15 protein-coding genes, 2 tRNA genes and 2 pseudogenes are annotated in these 16,438 nt (G+C 57.5%); 11 read left to right on the top strand and 8 right to left on the bottom strand.

The window, feature by feature from the left end; all coding sequences use genetic code 11:
- Positions 1-38 precede the first annotated feature (38 nt).
- From ACR3FF_RS07755 to ACR3FF_RS07745, 3 genes are all read left to right on the top strand, one after another.
- Positions 39-1,118, top strand: coding sequence for a PQQ-dependent sugar dehydrogenase (locus tag ACR3FF_RS07755; RefSeq protein WP_458187418.1), 1,080 nt, complete (start codon positions 39-41; stop codon positions 1,116-1,118).
- A gap of 131 nt (positions 1,119-1,249) precedes the next feature.
- On the top strand, positions 1,250-1,528 hold the full coding sequence (locus ACR3FF_RS07750) for a DUF7577 domain-containing protein (RefSeq protein ID WP_458187417.1): 279 nt from the start codon (positions 1,250-1,252) through the stop codon (positions 1,526-1,528).
- A gap of 77 nt (positions 1,529-1,605) precedes the next feature.
- The gene (locus ACR3FF_RS07745; RefSeq protein ID WP_458187416.1) at positions 1,606-2,313 is read left to right on the top strand and encodes an Nmad3 family putative nucleotide modification protein; all 708 of its coding nucleotides are present in this window, start codon (positions 1,606-1,608) and stop codon (positions 2,311-2,313) included.
- 64 nt (positions 2,314-2,377) lie between these two features.
- Here ACR3FF_RS07745 and ACR3FF_RS07740 read toward each other — a convergent pair whose 3' ends face one another.
- Positions 2,378-3,622 carry a hypothetical protein gene (locus tag ACR3FF_RS07740; RefSeq protein WP_458187415.1) on the bottom strand — a complete coding sequence of 415 codons (1,245 nt, stop codon included), beginning with the start codon at positions 3,620-3,622 and terminating at the stop codon, positions 2,378-2,380.
- Positions 3,623-3,794: 172 nt separating this feature from the next.
- A tRNA-Gly gene (locus tag ACR3FF_RS07735) sits at positions 3,795-3,865 on the bottom strand.
- A gap of 176 nt (positions 3,866-4,041) precedes the next feature.
- Between ACR3FF_RS07735 and ACR3FF_RS07730 the strand changes: the two genes are divergently transcribed.
- Positions 4,042-4,836, top strand: a complete 795-nt coding sequence (locus ACR3FF_RS07730) for an NAD+ synthase (protein ID WP_458187414.1) — start codon at positions 4,042-4,044, stop codon at positions 4,834-4,836.
- A 63-nt stretch (positions 4,837-4,899) separates the two neighbouring features.
- Here the strand turns inward: ACR3FF_RS07730 and ACR3FF_RS07725 are convergent, their stop codons facing one another.
- The gene (locus ACR3FF_RS07725; protein WP_458187413.1) at positions 4,900-5,598 is read right to left on the bottom strand and encodes an enoyl-CoA hydratase/isomerase family protein; all 699 of its coding nucleotides are present in this window, start codon (positions 5,596-5,598) and stop codon (positions 4,900-4,902) included.
- A gap of 60 nt (positions 5,599-5,658) precedes the next feature.
- On the opposite strand from ACR3FF_RS07725, the gene ACR3FF_RS07720 reads away from it, so the two are divergent.
- From ACR3FF_RS07720 to ACR3FF_RS07705, 4 genes are all read left to right on the top strand, one after another.
- Positions 5,659-6,300, top strand: coding sequence for a DUF7114 family protein (locus ACR3FF_RS07720; RefSeq protein ID WP_458187412.1), 642 nt, complete (start codon positions 5,659-5,661; stop codon positions 6,298-6,300).
- A 51-nt stretch (positions 6,301-6,351) separates the two neighbouring features.
- Positions 6,352-6,423: transfer RNA gene (locus ACR3FF_RS07715), tRNA-Thr, on the top strand.
- Between the two features lie 72 nt (positions 6,424-6,495).
- Entirely contained in the window at positions 6,496-7,200 is a 705-nt protein-coding gene (locus tag ACR3FF_RS07710; protein WP_458187411.1) for a hypothetical protein, read from the top strand.
- 245 nt (positions 7,201-7,445) lie between these two features.
- A complete protein-coding gene (locus ACR3FF_RS07705; protein WP_458187410.1) occupies positions 7,446-8,624 on the top strand; it encodes an AI-2E family transporter in 1,179 nt (392 codons plus the stop codon).
- 127 nt (positions 8,625-8,751) lie between these two features.
- Here ACR3FF_RS07705 and ACR3FF_RS07700 read toward each other — a convergent pair whose 3' ends face one another.
- Both ACR3FF_RS07700 and ACR3FF_RS07695 read right to left on the bottom strand, forming a co-directional pair.
- On the bottom strand, positions 8,752-9,183 hold the full coding sequence (locus tag ACR3FF_RS07700) for a GAP family protein (protein WP_458187409.1): 432 nt from the start codon (positions 9,181-9,183) through the stop codon (positions 8,752-8,754).
- Positions 9,184-9,425: 242 nt separating this feature from the next.
- Positions 9,426-11,201 (bottom strand): SLC13 family permease, encoded by a 1,776-nt coding sequence (locus ACR3FF_RS07695; protein ID WP_458187408.1) that lies wholly within the window; start codon positions 11,199-11,201, stop codon positions 9,426-9,428.
- Positions 11,202-11,442: 241 nt separating this feature from the next.
- Between ACR3FF_RS07695 and ACR3FF_RS07690 the strand changes: the two genes are divergently transcribed.
- Together ACR3FF_RS07690 and ACR3FF_RS07685 are read left to right on the top strand one after the other, a co-directional pair.
- Positions 11,443-12,321: a universal stress protein gene (locus tag ACR3FF_RS07690; protein ID WP_458187407.1), complete on the top strand. Its 879-nt coding sequence runs from the start codon at positions 11,443-11,445 to the stop codon at positions 12,319-12,321.
- 75 nt (positions 12,322-12,396) lie between these two features.
- Positions 12,397-13,515, top strand: a pseudogene (locus ACR3FF_RS07685) (phage NrS-1 polymerase family protein); the annotation flags it as partial.
- Positions 13,516-13,540: 25 nt separating this feature from the next.
- Here the strand turns inward: ACR3FF_RS07685 and ACR3FF_RS07680 are convergent.
- Both ACR3FF_RS07680 and ACR3FF_RS07675 read right to left on the bottom strand, forming a co-directional pair.
- Complete coding sequence (locus tag ACR3FF_RS07680; protein WP_458187406.1) at positions 13,541-13,933, bottom strand: type II toxin-antitoxin system VapC family toxin; 393 nt, start codon at positions 13,931-13,933, stop codon at positions 13,541-13,543.
- Positions 13,934-14,297: 364 nt separating this feature from the next.
- Complete coding sequence (locus tag ACR3FF_RS07675) at positions 14,298-14,534, bottom strand: ribbon-helix-helix domain-containing protein (protein WP_458187405.1); 237 nt, start codon at positions 14,532-14,534, stop codon at positions 14,298-14,300.
- A gap of 272 nt (positions 14,535-14,806) precedes the next feature.
- On the opposite strand from ACR3FF_RS07675, the gene ACR3FF_RS07670 reads away from it, so the two are divergent.
- Positions 14,807-15,334: a DUF7342 family protein gene (locus ACR3FF_RS07670; RefSeq protein WP_458187404.1), complete on the top strand. Its 528-nt coding sequence runs from the start codon at positions 14,807-14,809 to the stop codon at positions 15,332-15,334.
- 11 nt (positions 15,335-15,345) lie between these two features.
- On the opposite strand, the pseudogene ACR3FF_RS07665 reads toward ACR3FF_RS07670, so the two are convergent.
- Positions 15,346-16,326: pseudogene (locus tag ACR3FF_RS07665) on the bottom strand (RNA-guided endonuclease InsQ/TnpB family protein); the annotation flags it as partial.
- Positions 16,327-16,438 lie beyond the last annotated feature (112 nt).

The following is a 16,438-nucleotide window of genomic DNA, read 5'->3' as shown; positions in this document are numbered from 1 at the left end:
CCGCACCGTTTTTCTTCCGTGGGGGCGTGACACGGAGTATGCGACGTCGTACGTACCTCCGGTCGATAGCACTCGGCATCAGCGGTATCGCCGGGTGTTTCGGGTCGTCCGGCCGTCCGACGGACACCTCGACCACGAAACGACGACGGGGTGTGCGCATCACGACGGTCGCCATGAATCTCGAAGTACCGTGGGGTGTGGCGTTCGATTCCGCTGGCGACCTCTATCTCACCGAACGACCGGGACGCATTCGGCGTCTCCGCCCGAACCGGAACGAAATCGTCGCCGATTTCACCGGACAGATTGCCCACTCCGGGGAGGGTGGTCTCCTCGGACTCGTCTTGCACCCGAACGACGAGAGTTTGGCGTACACCTACCAGACCTACGAATCGCAGGGAACGCTCCAGAACCGAGTCGTCTGCCACCGCATCGACGAAGGATTCGAGCCGAAATGCACGGTTCTCGATGGCATTCCGGCGTCTTCCATCCACAACGGTGGTCGACTCGCGATTCACGACGACGCGCTCTACGTCACGACGGGGGACGCCGGAAGCGGCGCACGAGCACAGGACAGACAGTCGCTGGCCGGAAAGGTACTCAGACTGACGCTCGACGGGGAACCACACCCGGACAACCCCTTCGGCAACGAAGTGTTCACCTACGGCCATCGTAATCCACAGGGACTCGCGTTTCGGGACGGTATCCTGTATAGCACCGAACACGGCCCCGACACGGACGACGAGATAAATGTCCTCGAAGCCGGGAACAACTACGGCTGGCCCGAGGTAACCGGACAGGGTGGGCAGTTCACCGACCCGATTACGTCCTACACACCGACCATCGCACCCGGAAGTGCGACCTTCTACGACGGACCCATCAGCGAGTGGCAGGGGGATTTCTTCTTCGGAACGCTCGTGGGTACGCACCTCCACCGAGTTCGAATCGACGGCCGGGAGGTGGTCGAACAGGAACGCCTGTTGGAAGGCGAGTACGGTCGTCTTCGGACGGTGTTCACCGGGCCGGAAGACGACCTCTACGTGACGACCAGTAACCAGGACGGGCGGTCGGCGAGTCCCGCTCCGCAGGACGACCGCGTGCTCCGATTGCAGCCCGCTTAATCACGATTCACGGCCGTAAACCGCCGCGAAGCGGTAGCCATTTTCGGGACACGTCACGGCCTATTCAAAAACGAGTCGATAGTCCTGTTCGAAGCTACCAAGTAGCATGACGACGTATGTCATGATGTCGCATGAACGTCTGGGGATGGATCGTCCTGTACGTCGTCCTCTTCGCAGGGCTGCAGTTGCTCATCTACCGGTATCTTCGGAGCGGCGAGGATTCACTCCTGTTCCGCTCTACGCCACCGAGTCCGGAACAGAGTGCGCCAGACGACGTACGCAAAGAACACGTCTTGGAGGAGTTCCACGAGGAGAATCCGGACGTGCGTTCGTGCCCTCACTGCGGGACGGAAAACGGAACGGGCTACACATTCTGTCGTGAGTGTATCGAACCGCTCGGCGTCTGGTAGGTCGGAACGGGGGTGGCCGAGATGGATCGTCGGTCCGGTAGCCACGTTTTTCCCGCCCGCGAACCCACACAGAGTCAATGGTTCGTGCCGTCGCCATCAACGTCGCCGCCAACACCAACCAACCCGGCGTCCGTGGTCCGATTCGTCCCGATGGGAGCTTCGAGTACGTCCCGATTCCGGAGTCGGAGCCGACGACTCGTCCAGTGCCGACCTACGCCGACCTCGACCTCGCGGTCGAACTACCCGACGGTGCGGCGGAACTCCCGGTCCACCTGGACCCGGAGTTCGCCGAGTATCCCCGCTGTGAGCGGTACACCTACGGCGACCCATTCGGCGTGAAAGCTCGGCCACTCCTGGAGTTAGAGCGCGGTGACTACGTCTTCTTTTACGCCACGCTCACGACCGTCGGGGACCCCGACCGACCGTGGATAGCCCCCGACTGGGGTGCATACGTCATCGGGCAGTTTCGGTTGGCACGGGAGCCAGTTCCGGGGACAGAGTACGCGGAGTTGGCGAACGAACGGCGGGCCGTCTTCGAGAACAACGCCCACGTGAAACGCGCGGAGTTCGACGCGGCGGTGTTGCTGGAGGGGACGGACGCAGAATCGGGACTGTACGAGACGGCGGTGCCGCTGAGCACCCCCGAGTCTGGTGCGACGGCGAATCGTGTAGTGACCGAGCTGTCCAGCGATTCGGGGAAAGGGCCGTGGTGGCGGCGGCCGATGAAGTTCGAAGAGGACGGCGTTGCGGAGATTCTGCGGATGGGTGTGTCGACCGATTCCTGAGTCTCACACGCGCTCGGTGGATGTCCGAGGACGGAGAATGAAACGGACGTTTGCAGTGGACGTACTACAGTCGTTCTCGAAGCGCCCAGATATCCTCCGTCGGGTCGATATTCGACGGTTCTTTCCCACGATGGGTGACGATTCCAGCATGAAACAGTATCGCCTTCAGTTGAAACACGGTCGGCGAATGGTAGACGTTTCCATCTTCGAGTTCGGCCGCTCGAAGCTCGCCATCGCTGGTGAGAACTCGTTTTCGGACCGCCTCGTCTCCGCGGAAGAACAGTTCGACCGTAAACGATGGATGCAGGGCATGTAAATAACGAACGAACTGTGGAAGGGTTGGTGCTGGCTCTCCATCGTCGTGTAAATTCTGGAGTTCGCTGACGAGGAGTTCGGTCGCTGGATACGCGTACACGACACGTCGCGTCAGGAATCCCCACTTGGGTGCGAGATCACAGAACCGTTTTCGCGAACGTTTCCAGTCGTCGAACGTCGCAAGTGCCGCATCGACGCTCCCGTATTCACCGTGAGCAAATCGGACGACCTCCCTACCTAACGGTGTCAATCGCTCACGGTCCGGATCGATGGAAACGAGATTCAGAAACGAAGCGCCGGTCCGGGCACCATCCACTGCATTGACGACGTACCTTCGAAGCACTGCTGTCGTGTCGTCGGGATGGTAGACGGCCAGCGGATAGGCCAGGTAGTTTTTTGGATGGTTCAATCCGAACGATTTGTTCGCGACTCCCTGGGCGGTCGCCTGGAACCGGATGGAAGTCGCTTCACCGGTCGTTCTGTTTCCAACGACTCGGGGAACTTCCAGTGATTCGACGGTGCCGTCGTCAGTCACCCCGAGAACGCCAACGTTCAGTTCACGCGCAAGCGTCTGATTCGACAGAGAAATCGACGTGCGTGGTGCTGCGACGTACGCGGCGTTCGCTTCGTGGAGGCGGTCGTACGCCTGAACGATACCTCGTTCGACGTCGACGGTGGCCCGGTCGGTATACCCCTTGGCCTCGACGACGATGAGTGGCGGATCCTCACCGAACCGTTCGACAGCGAGGAGGTCCGTCTCGAGGTTTCGAACACCGACCAGATCGGGGTAGCCGGATCCGACTCGGACGTGGTTGAACGGTGAGAGCGCGTCTTTGACGTTTTCGGCGATTTCTTCTTCAGCAATCCATCGATTTCTGGCGAATTGCGTATCGACGACCGCGTACGTGTTCTCCGTGTCGTCGTCCGGGAAGAGTCGTCGTTTGGCATGTACGAGGACGAGCGGCTCGGTCAGGTGGTTCGATGCGCTCGCCATGGAGTAGTCGTTTCGGCGTGTTCCTAAGAACGTTTGGAGTATTTCTCGTCACTACTGAGATGAACGACGATTCTCGATCCAAGTATGTGGACACACTGATGGAATCAACTCTGAATCGATGAATACAGGAACGACCCTACCACCGAACTCTCAGGATTCGGTGTAACACTACTGCGCCGACCGGGAGTCGAACCCGGGCTATGAGCTTGGGAAGCTCATGTCCTACCACTAGACCACCGGCGCATATCACTCACTTCGTTGCACGTCCCGAGGCTCGCAAATCCTCCGGATTTGCTCACCACCGGCGCGCTCGTCACTTCGTTCATCCCGACTGCACTTCAAGATAGCGCTCTCCACGTTCGTCCACAAATCCAACACCGCCGAGGAGGTTTTAGTGACCTCCCTCCAAACAGCCAGGCATGGTAGACCTCGAACTCTCGGAGTCGGAACTCGACGCTCGGCGCGAACACATCACCGCGTTCATCCGTGAGACTGCCGGTGAGGCGGGAACCGATTCCGCAGTGCTCGGGCTCTCGGGGGGCATCGACAGCACCCTGACGGTTCATCTCGCCGTCGAGGCACTGGGCAGAGAGAACGTTCACGGTCTCGTCCTGCCGGGGGCAGTGAGCCGAGACGACAACATGAGCGATGCGGAGTGGGTCGCCCAGGAGCTGGAAATCAGCCACGACGTGTTCGAAATCAACCCAATCGTGGACGAGTTCCTGAACACCTATCCCGAAGCCGAAGGCGACCAGAAGGCGGTCGGTAACGCCCGCGCCCGCACGCGAGCCGTGCTGAATTACCTCGTCGCCAACCACGAGGGGTCGATAGTGCTCGGCACCGGAAATCGAAGCGAGGCGCTGGTCGGCTACTTCACGAAATACGGCGACGGCGCGGTGGATTGCCATCCCATCGGTAACCTCTACAAACAGCAGGTGCGCCAACTCGCAGGTCACGTCGGCGTGCCGGACGAACTGGTCGAAAAAGAACCCACTGCCGGGCTGTGGCTGGACCAGACCGACGAAGAGGAACTTGGCATCGACTACAATACGCTCGACGCGATTCTGGCGCTCCACGTCGACGGGCCGTTTTCCGCCTCCGCGACCGCTCGGCAGGTCGAAGATGCGACAGAAGCAGACGTCGAGCGAATCGCGGCGATGTCGGAGCAAAGTGCGCACAAGCGTGCTGTCCCGTCGTCGCCCGAACCGCTGTGAGCCGACCGAGACGACTCCTTGAACTTCGCGACCTCTCGACCCGTTTTTCCCTCTCGGACGACGCTACTCTCGATTGCTTGTGATGTTCGCTCCGTTCGCGGCCACGAGGTCGCCGAACGCGCTCGCCTCGCGTGCGGCCTGCACCCCCATCGAAGACCGGTCACGGACCCTGGTTTTCACGACTCGGAGCGCGTCGGGAGCGTTTGCAGCGACCTCCTCGGCCACCGAACGCGGCGTTTCTGTGACACGCGAGACGAGACCCATCGTTCGCGCTTCGTCGGCGGTGACGACCCGACCGGAAAGCGCGAGGTCGAGTGCGTCGCCCTGTCCGACGATTTCGGGGAGTCGGGCGGTTCCACCCCACGCGCCGAAGATGCCGAGGCGGACGCCGGGTTCGGCGAACGTCGCGGTCGGCGTGGCGACGCGCAGGTCACAGGCCAGTGCGAGTTCGACGCCGCCACCCCGTACTGGCCCGTCGATTCCGGCGACGACGACGCTTTCGGCGCGTTCTATCTCGTTCGCCACTCGCTGACCGCGTTCCGCGAACGCTTGCGCCGACTCCCGGTCGAGGTCCGACACGACGTCGAGGTCAGCCCCGGCGCAGAACGCCGTTCCCTCGCCCTGCAGGTAGACGACCGGTCGAGTAGTCTCGCGAACGGCACGAGCGAGGTCGTCCAGGTCATCCGGCGTGAGCGCGTTGCGGCACTCGGGGCGGTCGAGCGTGATCGTTCTGATTTCCGACCCGTCGGTGACGCGAATCATACTACCCTGTTGGCGACGCTTTCCAAAGGTCTTTGGCAGTTCCGTCGTAACCCCCCGACAATGGAAGAGGCCGTCCGGGCGCGCGGGGCAGCGCGCGAGGCTATCGACGATATCACGCCAGCGCGGCTCCGCGACCACATCCGTGAGCTGCTGGAGTCGTCGGGAATGGTTCCGGGCGTGTTGGCGCTCCTGAGTGCGCGAGCTGTCGGTGGGGGTGCGAGTGCGTCCGAAATCGAGAGCCGTGCTGCCGGCGTCCAATTGATCTACGAGGGCCTTCGGCTCACGCGAACGCTCGCCTTCGACGAACCGTGGGAGTCAGAGCCAGAGCACACCGAGAGCAATCTCGCCATCTTGGCGGCAGACGTGATGGTCTCTCGCGGGTTCTCCCTTCTCGCACGAACCGAGGCCGCCGACAACGCGGTCCAGACCGTCAAATCGTTCGGGCGCGACCAGACCGAACGACGGAGCGAACACGCACTCGAAACGGACGTGTTCGAACTCGCTATCGTCGCCGGTACGACGGTCGTCGGTGGTGACTTTCCGACCGGAACTCGGCGGTACGCCGAGAAACTCGCCGCATCGGTCGCCGAGCGCGAATCGGCGGAGTTACTCTCGGACGACGCGGTCGATACGCTGGTGAAACTGTCGAGCAGTCGGACGAACTGGACGGATGGGGCCCCGTCGTCTGCCACCGACCCCTGACTCGAATCGAAACGCCTAAAGACGGTTCCCCGTGTACAAACGAATGCCTGTGCCTGGGTAGCTTAGCGGTAAAGCGCGTCCTTGGTAAGGACGAGAGCCCGGGTTCAAATCCCGGCCTAGGCTTGCTGTAACTTGGTTAAATCCTGCGTATATAAAGGCCCATAGTGGCGATACCACCCAGCTGGAGGTGGTTGTATGAGCCGCGACAGTTCAGCGGGTCGCGGCTGCTCGATGCCTCGGTGTCCGCAATCGGCCGTCCATTCGGTCGGCCCCGGGGCACTCTGTGACTACCATTTCAGGAAGCTCCAGCTGGACGACTCGGCAGAAGACGACGGAGCGTCCGAGGACTCGTCTCAGGAGCAATCGACTTCGACAGCGTCGGGGACAGAGACCACAGCCGAACCTAGTGACACTGTACAGGACGGTCAGGATACGGGAATCGATCTCCAGGGCGTTGCCCCTAATACCTATCCAAAGGATCTCGTCGAGAACGGTGCTCGCTGGCTGCTCTGGCAGTACAACGACGACCGAAAGGTGCCCCGTAACCCTGCCTGGGGATACTCCGACCACGGCGCAGGCTACGCATTCGCCGGTGCGAAGGATTCACGGGCCTGGTTCGAGTTCGACAAGGCCACTGGCTGGGTCGATCACGACGACGATCTCGGGCTTGCATACTACCTTACGAACCCCGACCGCGACGACCGGAACGACGACGAAAAGTACGACCACGTCGACCCTGCCGACGACGTCCCCGACGAGCCACACGTCGGCCTCCTTGATTTCGACGACATTCGTGATCCGGAGACCGGTGCGGTGGCACCAGCGGCAGCAGAGCTCTTGGAGCGACTAGTCGGGACGTTCTGCGCCTTAATGCAGGCTAGATTCCTTATCTACAGATAATCAAGGCGAGTTCCTCGAGGCATGACCCCGAGGTACTTCACAAAGATATACACTTACATCCTACGCAGCCGTCAGCAGAAGTTAGAAATATCGACTACTGAATGATTACTGACATAATATCTGAATCTTCGTTTCCTGAATACAGGCCCTGTACCGCCACCCTACTTGCGATAATCCTCTCATACTAAGACGATATATCCATTTCCAACGACAACGCTAACTCGCTCGATGGTGTATGGGAGCATATGGTGGGGGAAGGGGAGAATCCGGAAGCGACGCGAATCCGTATCGTGCGACCAGATCTAAAGTGGTGGATTGCTGGTCTGATAGTGTTTGGCATCATTGCCGCCGTCGTGTTCACGTTTCTACCATGGGTCGTCCTCGGATTGTTCATTTATTACGTTGCTCGCCCAATCAATCGACGGCTTCGATCCCGACTCGGGGGCTTCTCTCCCGTCGTCTCATTGCTCCTCATCGTCGTGCCAGTCGTGATTTTCTTGGGCGTGTTTCTCGCCGTTGCGATCGGACAACTCGCCGCCTTCGCGGACTCTGACATGGCGGCACGATTCCTCGAACAGTCACCGGTCGCCGTCGGGACGATACCGAACGATCCCGATCAGTTGGTCACCGCAGCAACGACAACACTCCAAGATCCATCAGTGCAATCGGTGATCGCCGATGTGCAGGCTATCGTTGGGGGTACTGCGGCCAGTCTCTCCATGATGTTTCTCTCGGTGTTGTTCGCGTTCTTCCTGCTGAGTGAGGATCGGCGTCTCGCACGATGGGGGAGAAAGTTTCTTTTGGGAGATGACGCGCTGTCCATCAGCTATCTCGAAGCGGTCGATGAGGGACTGAATTCCGTGTATTTCGGGTACACGCTGACCATTTTTGCCATTATGATCCTGACCGCCATCATCTACAACGTGTTCAATCTCTTCGCACCGGGAAATCTCCTCATTCCCGCGACGATACTGCTGGCGGTCATCACGGGCATCTTCACGCTCGTCCCAATCGTCGGTCGATCCATCATCTACCTCGCTATCGCTGCGATTCTCGCAGTCGGGGCGATCCAACGTGACCCGACGTCCATCTGGTATCCCCTCGTCTTCTTCCTGTTCATGGCGATAGCGTTCGACAACGTCGTTCGAACCTACATTCGACCGTACCTCTCGGGAAAGATGTTCCACCTCTCGCTCGTCATGTTTGCTTATCTGCTCGGCCCGAGCCTGTTCGGCTGGTACGGCATCTTCCTCGGCCCGCTGGTGATGGTCATTGTCGTCCAGTTCCTTCAAGTCGCTGTCCCACAGCTTCGAGGCGAGGAATCAATCACTGATACCGAGATCGGCCCAACGACGGTTCAGGAGACGGCTGACAGCCGTGATGAGGAGACGAAGGGTGGCGAAGCCACCGACGGTGGCCAGTAGCTATCGGTGATACTCATTATTGGAGATACCGCCAGAATAGTACCCGTCGGTATCCGTTTGGTTCTTTAACGGCTCGTCACTCAACGTGAGCGTTCAAGATCGCGACCGTCGAGGTAGGTTTCTTCGATCACCCCATGAGGTTGTTAATCGTGATCGCGATGAAAAACAGGAGGACAATCTCGTTGATGATCCAGGAATTTGTTTCCATCCAGCCACGCACTTTCGGCAGGAATGCCTCCCCCTGGTCACCAAATGCGAGCAAAATCAGTGATGGGATCGCCAGAATGAAGAGCGTAACTCCGATAAACGGGAGGGCATCTATCCAAGGTGCCCCTTGCGCCGCGAGATATGAACCGACGGCGGCGGACGTGAGGAGATCACTCGGGAAAAATCCCATCAGGAGGAATCCAAGCCTGAACGAAAATCGTGGGTTTGCCGATGTGAGCTTCCCCATCCATTTTGGCGGCTCTGTCTCCCGACACCGTGGATCGTAAGATATCGAACGAGATCGAGGGTCTTGAGACGTTGGTGAAAAACCATAATCCCCGTTTCTCTCCATTTAACTGCCTGGGTCACTCATGGCACCCCGGATGTCGTACTCCGGTACCACTCGCGATGGAACCCAGTGTTGATCTCGAATGCATCGAAACATCACCTACACCACGGAAGCAACTTCCCATCCTCAGGGAGATCCGTCGTCCGAGAGGCTCGCTGTGGTACCGCATTGGCGCCGCTGACTGTTGCCTGTCAGCATCATCACCGCTACACCGTTTCAGCCGACATCGATGCTGATTGAACCCCTCACAGACCAAAGTAGACCGCGATGGTGATGGGGGTAACGATTGCTAAAAGGAGCTGGAGAAGGATGCCAGCACGGAAGTAGTCTGTAAACCGGTAGCCTCCAGGACCGTATACAAAGAGGTTGGTCTGGTAACCAACAGGACTGATGAATCCAGCACTTGCGGCAAACATCACTGCAAGGAGGAAAGCGAGTGGGTTCGCTCCGATTTGTTGTGCCGCGTTGATAGCGACCGGAACCATAAGCGCGACACTTGCGTTATTACTGATGATATTAGTCAAGATAGCAGTCACAAAGTAGAACAGTCCAAGAACAACGACCGTCGGGAAGTACTGTGATGACGTAGCAGCGATTGCACCAAGGAACGCGGCTGTTCCGGTATTTTCCATCGCTACGCCGAGTGGGATAACACCGGCAAGCAAGAAGAACACTGTCCAATCTACTCCCTCATAGAGTTCGGTTGGTGCAAGTGTCCCAGAAAGAATCATCGCTACGACACCCAACAGAGCAGCAACCTGAATTTCGAGAATTCCGAGTGCTACCAACCCGATGACGCCCGCGAGAATGGCGATGGCAATGGGTATTTTCTCATACCGGAAATCTTCGTGTGGTACTTCGCGTGCAACGATGAAATCTCGGGTGCTAGCTACTCGTTCGAGTTCGTCAGCTGGTAGTTGGAGGAGGAGAAGATCACCGACGGAAAATTCATTTTCGTGTATTCTCGGTAATCGAGCCTCGGTTCGTCGAAGACCGACGAGTGCTGCATCGTATCGATCGAGTATGGTACTCGTTCCAATGGTTTCACCGATAAGGGTTGACCCAGTTGGAACGACGACCTCGATGAGCAGCTGTTCTTGTCCCTCAATAACCTCCGGTTCGCGGGCTGTCGTCAGTAAGGGCCGCAACTCTTTCGTTTCGATAAGTGACGTAAGTTCGTCTCGATTCGAGCTAATGAGTAGTATATCGTTGGGGAGTACCGATTCCGTGGAGGATGGGGAAAGAGCGGCCCCGCCCCGTTGAATTTCCATCACACTACCACTGAATTTTGCTTTTGAAGCGATATCAGTAATCGGAACCTCAACGAGTGGCGACGATTCAGAAACGACGAGTTCTGCGATGTACCCGTCACCAGCTTCGTACTCTTCGAGGAGCGTCTCACGTGGTCGCACCCGTTCTGGAAGTAATCGAGGTGCAACGAAGATGAGATACAGTGCTCCAATTATGAGGACGACGATACCAACCGGCGTGAACTGGAAAATACCTAGTGATCGACCGAGGAGTTGTTGTGCGAGTCCGCTTGCTAACAGGTTTGTCGAAGTACCGATGAGTGTGAGAGTACCGCCGAGCATGGCCGCGTACGAGAGGGGAATCATCAGTTTCGACGGGGATGTGTTCCCTCGATGAGCAAGGTCGGATGCAAATGGAACAAGGAGTGCAACGACTGCCGTATCGGTGATAAATCCAGACACTGATCCTGCGATTCCGACTGTTGCGAATACCTGCTTAAATTCGCTGTCGCCGACGAAAGTCGTTACTCGTTGACCGAGCAGTTGTACCGCCCCGGTTCGACGGATACTCTCGCTCAGGATAAGCATTGCGAGTACCGTAATCGTGGCTTCGTTCGAGAATCCTGAGAGACCATCCGTCGGTGAAACCTCCGTCCATGGGCCGAGTACCATGAGGAGAACGAGAACGATAAGCGCCGTCACATCGACGGGGAATAATTCGATGACAAAGAGTACGAGCGCAACGAGGATGATCGCCAGCACGACGATCATACTGATGGTGACCGGTGGAATTCGGACACCTGTTTGAATTGGAACTAACATTCATCCCCCCACAACACCGCAATGCGTGGCTCACGTGCTGCTCGAAAGAGCAGTACAGTAGAAAGTGATAAATGTCTATTCCAATCCTCCATCGTCCCTCGCCAAAATCCATTCTGGAAAGTAATTGTTGTATCGACGCTCCGTCAGCACATCGAGAAATCGATTGAAGTCAGTAGCAGGTGACACCGTAGTGGTGACGGAAATGTTTAACTCGATATTGATTCCAACGGATGGAAAAGAGGCGACCACGCCGGCAATCGAACACGGGCTTCGGATCGCTGAAAAGACTGATGCCACAATTCACGCACTCTATGTCGTCGATATTCCACCAAATGGTGGTGAGAGTGCAGAATTCAGTCTTGAGCCGCTGGTGAGTCGACTTGAGGCGAAGGGTAAAGAGGTGACAGAGGACATCGCTATCCAAGCCCGCGACTATGGTTTAGACGTAAGAGAGACGGTCGAACGAGGGCCCCCGTTTCAAGCAATACTGGACTATGCCGAAGCCCATGACATTGATTTTATCGCCATGGGAACCGGGGAACGTGGGGATATCGAATCGTATTTCCTCGGAAGCACGGCTCGAAAAGTAACACGCCTCTCACGAGCTCCTGTCCTGACGGTTCGAGCGTCGAAGGAGAAGCTCTCTACGGACTACAAATCCATCCTATTAGCTGTTGATGGAACGCAGGGCTCACAACGTGCTATCGATACGTGTGAACGATTTGCTCGTGACTTCGATGCTCTTGTTCACATTGTGTATGTCGTCGATTCACGCATCGCTCGTACTGGCTCACTGGTCGCACTCATGGAATCGGACGGAAAGCAAATTTGTAGCGACGTCGATTCTCGAATGAACAGGGCGGATGTCAATTCCATCAGTGAACTTCTCCGTGGACGACCGGCAGAACAAATCCTTTCGTACGCGGATGATCACGATATCGATTGCATCGTGGTTGGAACACATGGTCGGACGGGACTTGATCGATTCGTGATGGGGAGTGTTGCTGAGAAAGTGGTTCAACGAGCGACGAAACCAGTGTTGACCGTTCGTGACCTCAGTCAGAAATGAGTGACCTACTCCCGTTGGCTCGTGTGAACTACTCGCATAGTATCGGTAGGAACCGAAGATACCAGTAACACCCGGCCCGGGACGGGGTCGTTCGCGTCAGCGACGGATCCAGACACCTGGGCTACGTTCGAGGCGGCACGCGACTACGTCGAGGCTGGCAAGGCCGCCGGTGTGGGCTTCGTCTTCACCGAAGACGACCCGGTTGTCGGTGTCGACCTTGACGACTGTCGCGATCCCGAGACTGGCGACATCGACGATACCGCACAGGACATCATCGAGCGCCTCGACTCCTATACGGAGATTTCGCCGTCTGGAACCGGCTACCATGTGCTCATCAAAGGAGAACTTCCAGAGGGGCGGAACCGACGGGGCAGCGTCGAACTGTACGATACCGCTCGATTCTTCACTGTCACCGGCGACCATGTCGACGTCACTCCCACGCACGTTGCTCGTGGGCAGGATGCACTTGCAGCGATTCGCCGCGAGTACGTCCAGGAGACAGAGCCCGACACAGCGTCCAAGGCAGACTGTCGCGGTGCTGCTGACGACGAAGCGTCTGAACCGACGGTTGATCTCGACAACGACGAGCTACTGAAGAAAGCACGGAACGCTTCGAATGGCGCAAAGTTCGAGCGCCTCTGGCAGGGGAACACAGCCGGTTACGACAGTCAGTCAGAAGCCGACATGGCACTGTGTTGTTTGCTGGCGTTTTGGACGGGTGGCGACGCAACGTGGATGGATCAATTGTTCCGGCAGTCTGGCTTGCTCCGTGAGAAGTGGGACGACATCCACTACGCGGACGGATCGACGTATGGTGAGAAAACCATCGAGCGAGCGATTGCGACCACTTCGGAGTTTTACGATCCAGACGAAACGGATGTAGCAGCACGTGATGGAGCAAGGAGTTCTTCGATGGCCGAGCCGTCCACAACTGGGGGGCAACAGAAGGCGTATCTCGTTGAGAAGAACCGGCTCCTTAAGGAGCGTATTGAGGAACTTGAGTCTTCTCTCGCTCAGAAGAATGACCGTATCGACGAACTTGAAGCGATGTATTGTGAGCTTCGGGAGGCATCTACTGTCCAGCAATCGAATGCAAACCAAGTGCCGATCAGTGGGAAGGAATCGGGACGAGGATCAGAATCGGACTCGCTGTGGGCGCGTATACAACGCCTCATTCGTCGCACCAGCGAGTGACTCCTCGATTCGCCCACGAAGTACGTTACTCAACCAACTCTTCTGGCGTGGTTCCACCGTGATCAAGAAGTTCTCCGTCGAAGGTCACTAGCGCCGCGTCGACATCGTTCGCTAAGGCGAGCAGAATACAATCCATTGTATACAGAAGATTCTCTCGCTGTAGTTCATATGCCGTGATTTGGTCGCTGATTTCGGGTGCGTAGATATCGATGCTGTTGTAGATGTCCGATAGTACGTCTTCGACTCGTTCTTGCTCAACGTGCTTCTTCTTCGTCATCACGGATCGGATTTCCATGAGATTTATAATCGACGTACAGAAGTCGTGATCTTCGTTGAGCAACTGTGTTGCAATTTCGCCTCGGGTCGGTTCGTCAGTCAAGCTAGCGATGAAGACGTTCGTATCGACAAAGAGCTTCATTCTCGTTTTCGTTCGTCGCGCACCGCCTCAACGGAGTCAATATCAACATCTGCTAACCGACCGGAAAGCAAATCCCCGAGTTGTATTTCTGACTCGTCGCGCTCATCAACTGGCTCTTCACTCCAACTCGGCGCTCTCGCATAGCTACCCATGATTGGTAGTTGCAGACGCGCCTGTAAATCATTTTCTCCGTCTTTGTCCCCCTCGACAGTTAGGTGAGTTCTCCGGATGGGTGTGATGTCATTACTCTGTTGCCCCCTCGAACAGCGCAAAGTTTGAGCGCTTCTGGAGGGGGAATACAGCCGGTTACGACAGTCAGAAATCGCTCTGTGCTTTTGCTGCGAGTTCCCACGTCCATGCATCGTCACTCATCTTCGTCAGTGCCGAACTGGTCGCGTGCCTCCTCTGCGCTCATAGTTCGCCCTTCGCGGCTGTCTTCCTCCGCTTTGAGGAGCGCGACGAGTTCGTCGCGGTCGAACGTCGGGAACTCAGTCGCGTCGCGCAGGGTATACCGAATGAACTCACTGCGATTGTTGAAGCCACGTCCCTGCCACGTGCTGTCTATCTCGTCGAGAAACGACTGTGTGATTTTGAAATTCACCGTCACGATTTCGTCGTCGACGTTGTCCTCGGGTGGTCGCTTCAGACATACGCACGTAATACGTCTATCTTACCGATAATCGTTCTGACGAGAGATATCTCAGAAACTGACCAGCCTCCCTCAGCTCGAGCTGGAAGTGGTCGAAGACACAGTGCTGAGACACCACCGAGTGACAGATGGCCTACTCTCCTGATATTGACAAATCGATGTACTTGGCTCACATATGAGTGCTTAGAGTAAGATATATGCGCTTTGCCGCCGAATAGACAGTCATGACCGAGGATGGGACGCCTGTGGCAAACACACGTGAGCAGTGGCAGGCTGATCGGACAACGTTCCAGCGGGTCTATGATATCCTCGTCGGAACGTACGATCCAGCGTCTGCACACCAATTTGCCGAGTGGGCCGACTGCTCTGAGAACGGTGCGCGGCAAGCCCTCGGACAGCTGACGGAGATGGGGATCGCCGAGCGAACCGACACGCGACCAGTGACCTACCAGCGCAACCCCTCGTACTTCCGCTGGAAACGCGTGGAACAACTGGCTCGTGAGCATAGTCCGAGCGATCTTCGCGCGCGAATCGACGACCTCATCGAGGACGACCAAGCCTATCAAGCGGAGTATGGCGTTCCTGACCCGGACGCTGTGGTCACTCCCGACGATGCGGGCGAGGAGCATGAGACAGTACACGAGCGCTGGGATGACCTCACGGAGTGGCGAGCGATTCGGCGCGACATCGCCCTCCTCAAACGGGCAGTTCAGCGAGCCGAGTTCACGACTGATGACCGAGTGCAGGCGTGAACTACCCCACCCTACTCGCTCACCGCTGACGCGGTTCGCTCCGTGAGGGTGGGGCTTCCTGCTTCAACGACGCGCTGTGCAGGAACCGTAGTGGTTCCCGTCGGGAGCGCAGTCTCCACAGGCGTTGATTCGGGGCGTCCCTCTCCTACGTGTTTCGCACCGCGAGAAAGAATGTTCCACGCCGCGTTCCAATCCCTGTCGGCGGTGAATCCGCAGGACGGACAGGAATGTTCACGGACCCATAGCGGCTTATCCGTTGAGACACCGCACGCCGCGCACTCCTTGGTCGTCCCTCGCGGGTTGACCGCCACGAAGTGCGTTCCTGCTCGTTCGCACTTGTATTCAAGCAACGAAAGGAATGTTCGCCACGCGGCGGAGGCAGTGTTACGGCTGTCCGACGGACTTTCCCTCATTCCTGAGACGTTCAAGTCTTCGACGGCCACAAGGTCGTACTCTCTGGCGTAGTAGTTCGAGAGTTTGTGCAAGAAGTCACGGCGCTTGCGTCGGAGGTCTGCGTGACACTCTGCGACTCGTCGCCGTTGCTTCTCCCAGTTGTTCGACCCGTGCTGTTCCCGCGAGAGCTTGCGTTGCTCGCGTTCTAATCGCTCTCGTTCATCCGAAAGGTCGAGAGACTCGACTGCGTGACCATCGGTGTCGTGAGCGTACTTCAGGATGCCCACGTCGATGCCGACCGTCTCGGTCAACTCGTCGGGTTTCTCTGGTGGTTCGCGGTCAACCTCCACGCCGAAAGTAGCGAACCACTCGCCCGTCGGTTCTTTCTTGACCGTGACTTGCTTCAGGTCAGCGTCGTCGGGAATGTCTCGGTGGAGCCGTATCGGTATGTCCGCGAGTTTCGAGAGGGACAGGACAGTCTGACCGCCCTTCTTGTCGAGCTTGAAGCCAGACTGACTGTACGTGAAACTGTGGAACTCGCGTGGGGGCTTCCACTTGAGTTGGCCGACGCCGTAGCCGTTCTCCTTGAGTGTCGCTAGTTGTCCACTCTGGCTCAAGAGACCAGTTGCTGACACGTAGTAGTCAGAATGAGGCGACTGAATCAGTCGCCTGATTCAGCCGCTGTCCGGATTGGTGCGTAATGAGGCTACC

This window comes from Haladaptatus ordinarius (assembly GCF_054177595.1).
Note: the sequence above shows the minus strand (reverse complement) of the source record. Positions and strands in the feature narration are given on the sequence as shown.

What these genes read in the sequence shown, in the direction of transcription:
- ACR3FF_RS07670 (WP_458187404.1), top strand. Translation starts at nt 14,807, where the DNA reads ATGACCGAGGATGGGACGCCTGTGGCAAACACACGTGAGCAGTGGCAG.
- ACR3FF_RS07755 (WP_458187418.1), top strand. Translation starts at nt 39, where the DNA reads ATGCGACGTCGTACGTACCTCCGGTCGATAGCACTCGGCATCAGCGGT.
- ACR3FF_RS07710 (WP_458187411.1), top strand. Translation starts at nt 6,496, where the DNA reads ATGAGCCGCGACAGTTCAGCGGGTCGCGGCTGCTCGATGCCTCGGTGT.
- ACR3FF_RS07740 (WP_458187415.1), bottom strand. Translation starts at nt 3,622, where the DNA reads ATGGCGAGCGCATCGAACCACCTGACCGAGCCGCTCGTCCTCGTACAT.
- ACR3FF_RS07745 (WP_458187416.1), top strand. Translation starts at nt 1,606, where the DNA reads ATGGTTCGTGCCGTCGCCATCAACGTCGCCGCCAACACCAACCAACCC.
- ACR3FF_RS07730 (WP_458187414.1), top strand. Translation starts at nt 4,042, where the DNA reads ATGGTAGACCTCGAACTCTCGGAGTCGGAACTCGACGCTCGGCGCGAA.
- ACR3FF_RS07725 (WP_458187413.1), bottom strand. Translation starts at nt 5,598, where the DNA reads ATGATTCGCGTCACCGACGGGTCGGAAATCAGAACGATCACGCTCGAC.
- ACR3FF_RS07705 (WP_458187410.1), top strand. Translation starts at nt 7,446, where the DNA reads ATGGTGGGGGAAGGGGAGAATCCGGAAGCGACGCGAATCCGTATCGTG.
- ACR3FF_RS07700 (WP_458187409.1), bottom strand. Translation starts at nt 9,183, where the DNA reads ATGGAGAGAAACGGGGATTATGGTTTTTCACCAACGTCTCAAGACCCT.
- ACR3FF_RS07695 (WP_458187408.1), bottom strand. Translation starts at nt 11,201, where the DNA reads ATGATCGTCGTGCTGGCGATCATCCTCGTTGCGCTCGTACTCTTTGTC.
- ACR3FF_RS07750 (WP_458187417.1), top strand. Translation starts at nt 1,250, where the DNA reads ATGAACGTCTGGGGATGGATCGTCCTGTACGTCGTCCTCTTCGCAGGG.
- ACR3FF_RS07720 (WP_458187412.1), top strand. Translation starts at nt 5,659, where the DNA reads ATGGAAGAGGCCGTCCGGGCGCGCGGGGCAGCGCGCGAGGCTATCGAC.
- ACR3FF_RS07680 (WP_458187406.1), bottom strand. Translation starts at nt 13,933, where the DNA reads ATGAAGCTCTTTGTCGATACGAACGTCTTCATCGCTAGCTTGACTGAC.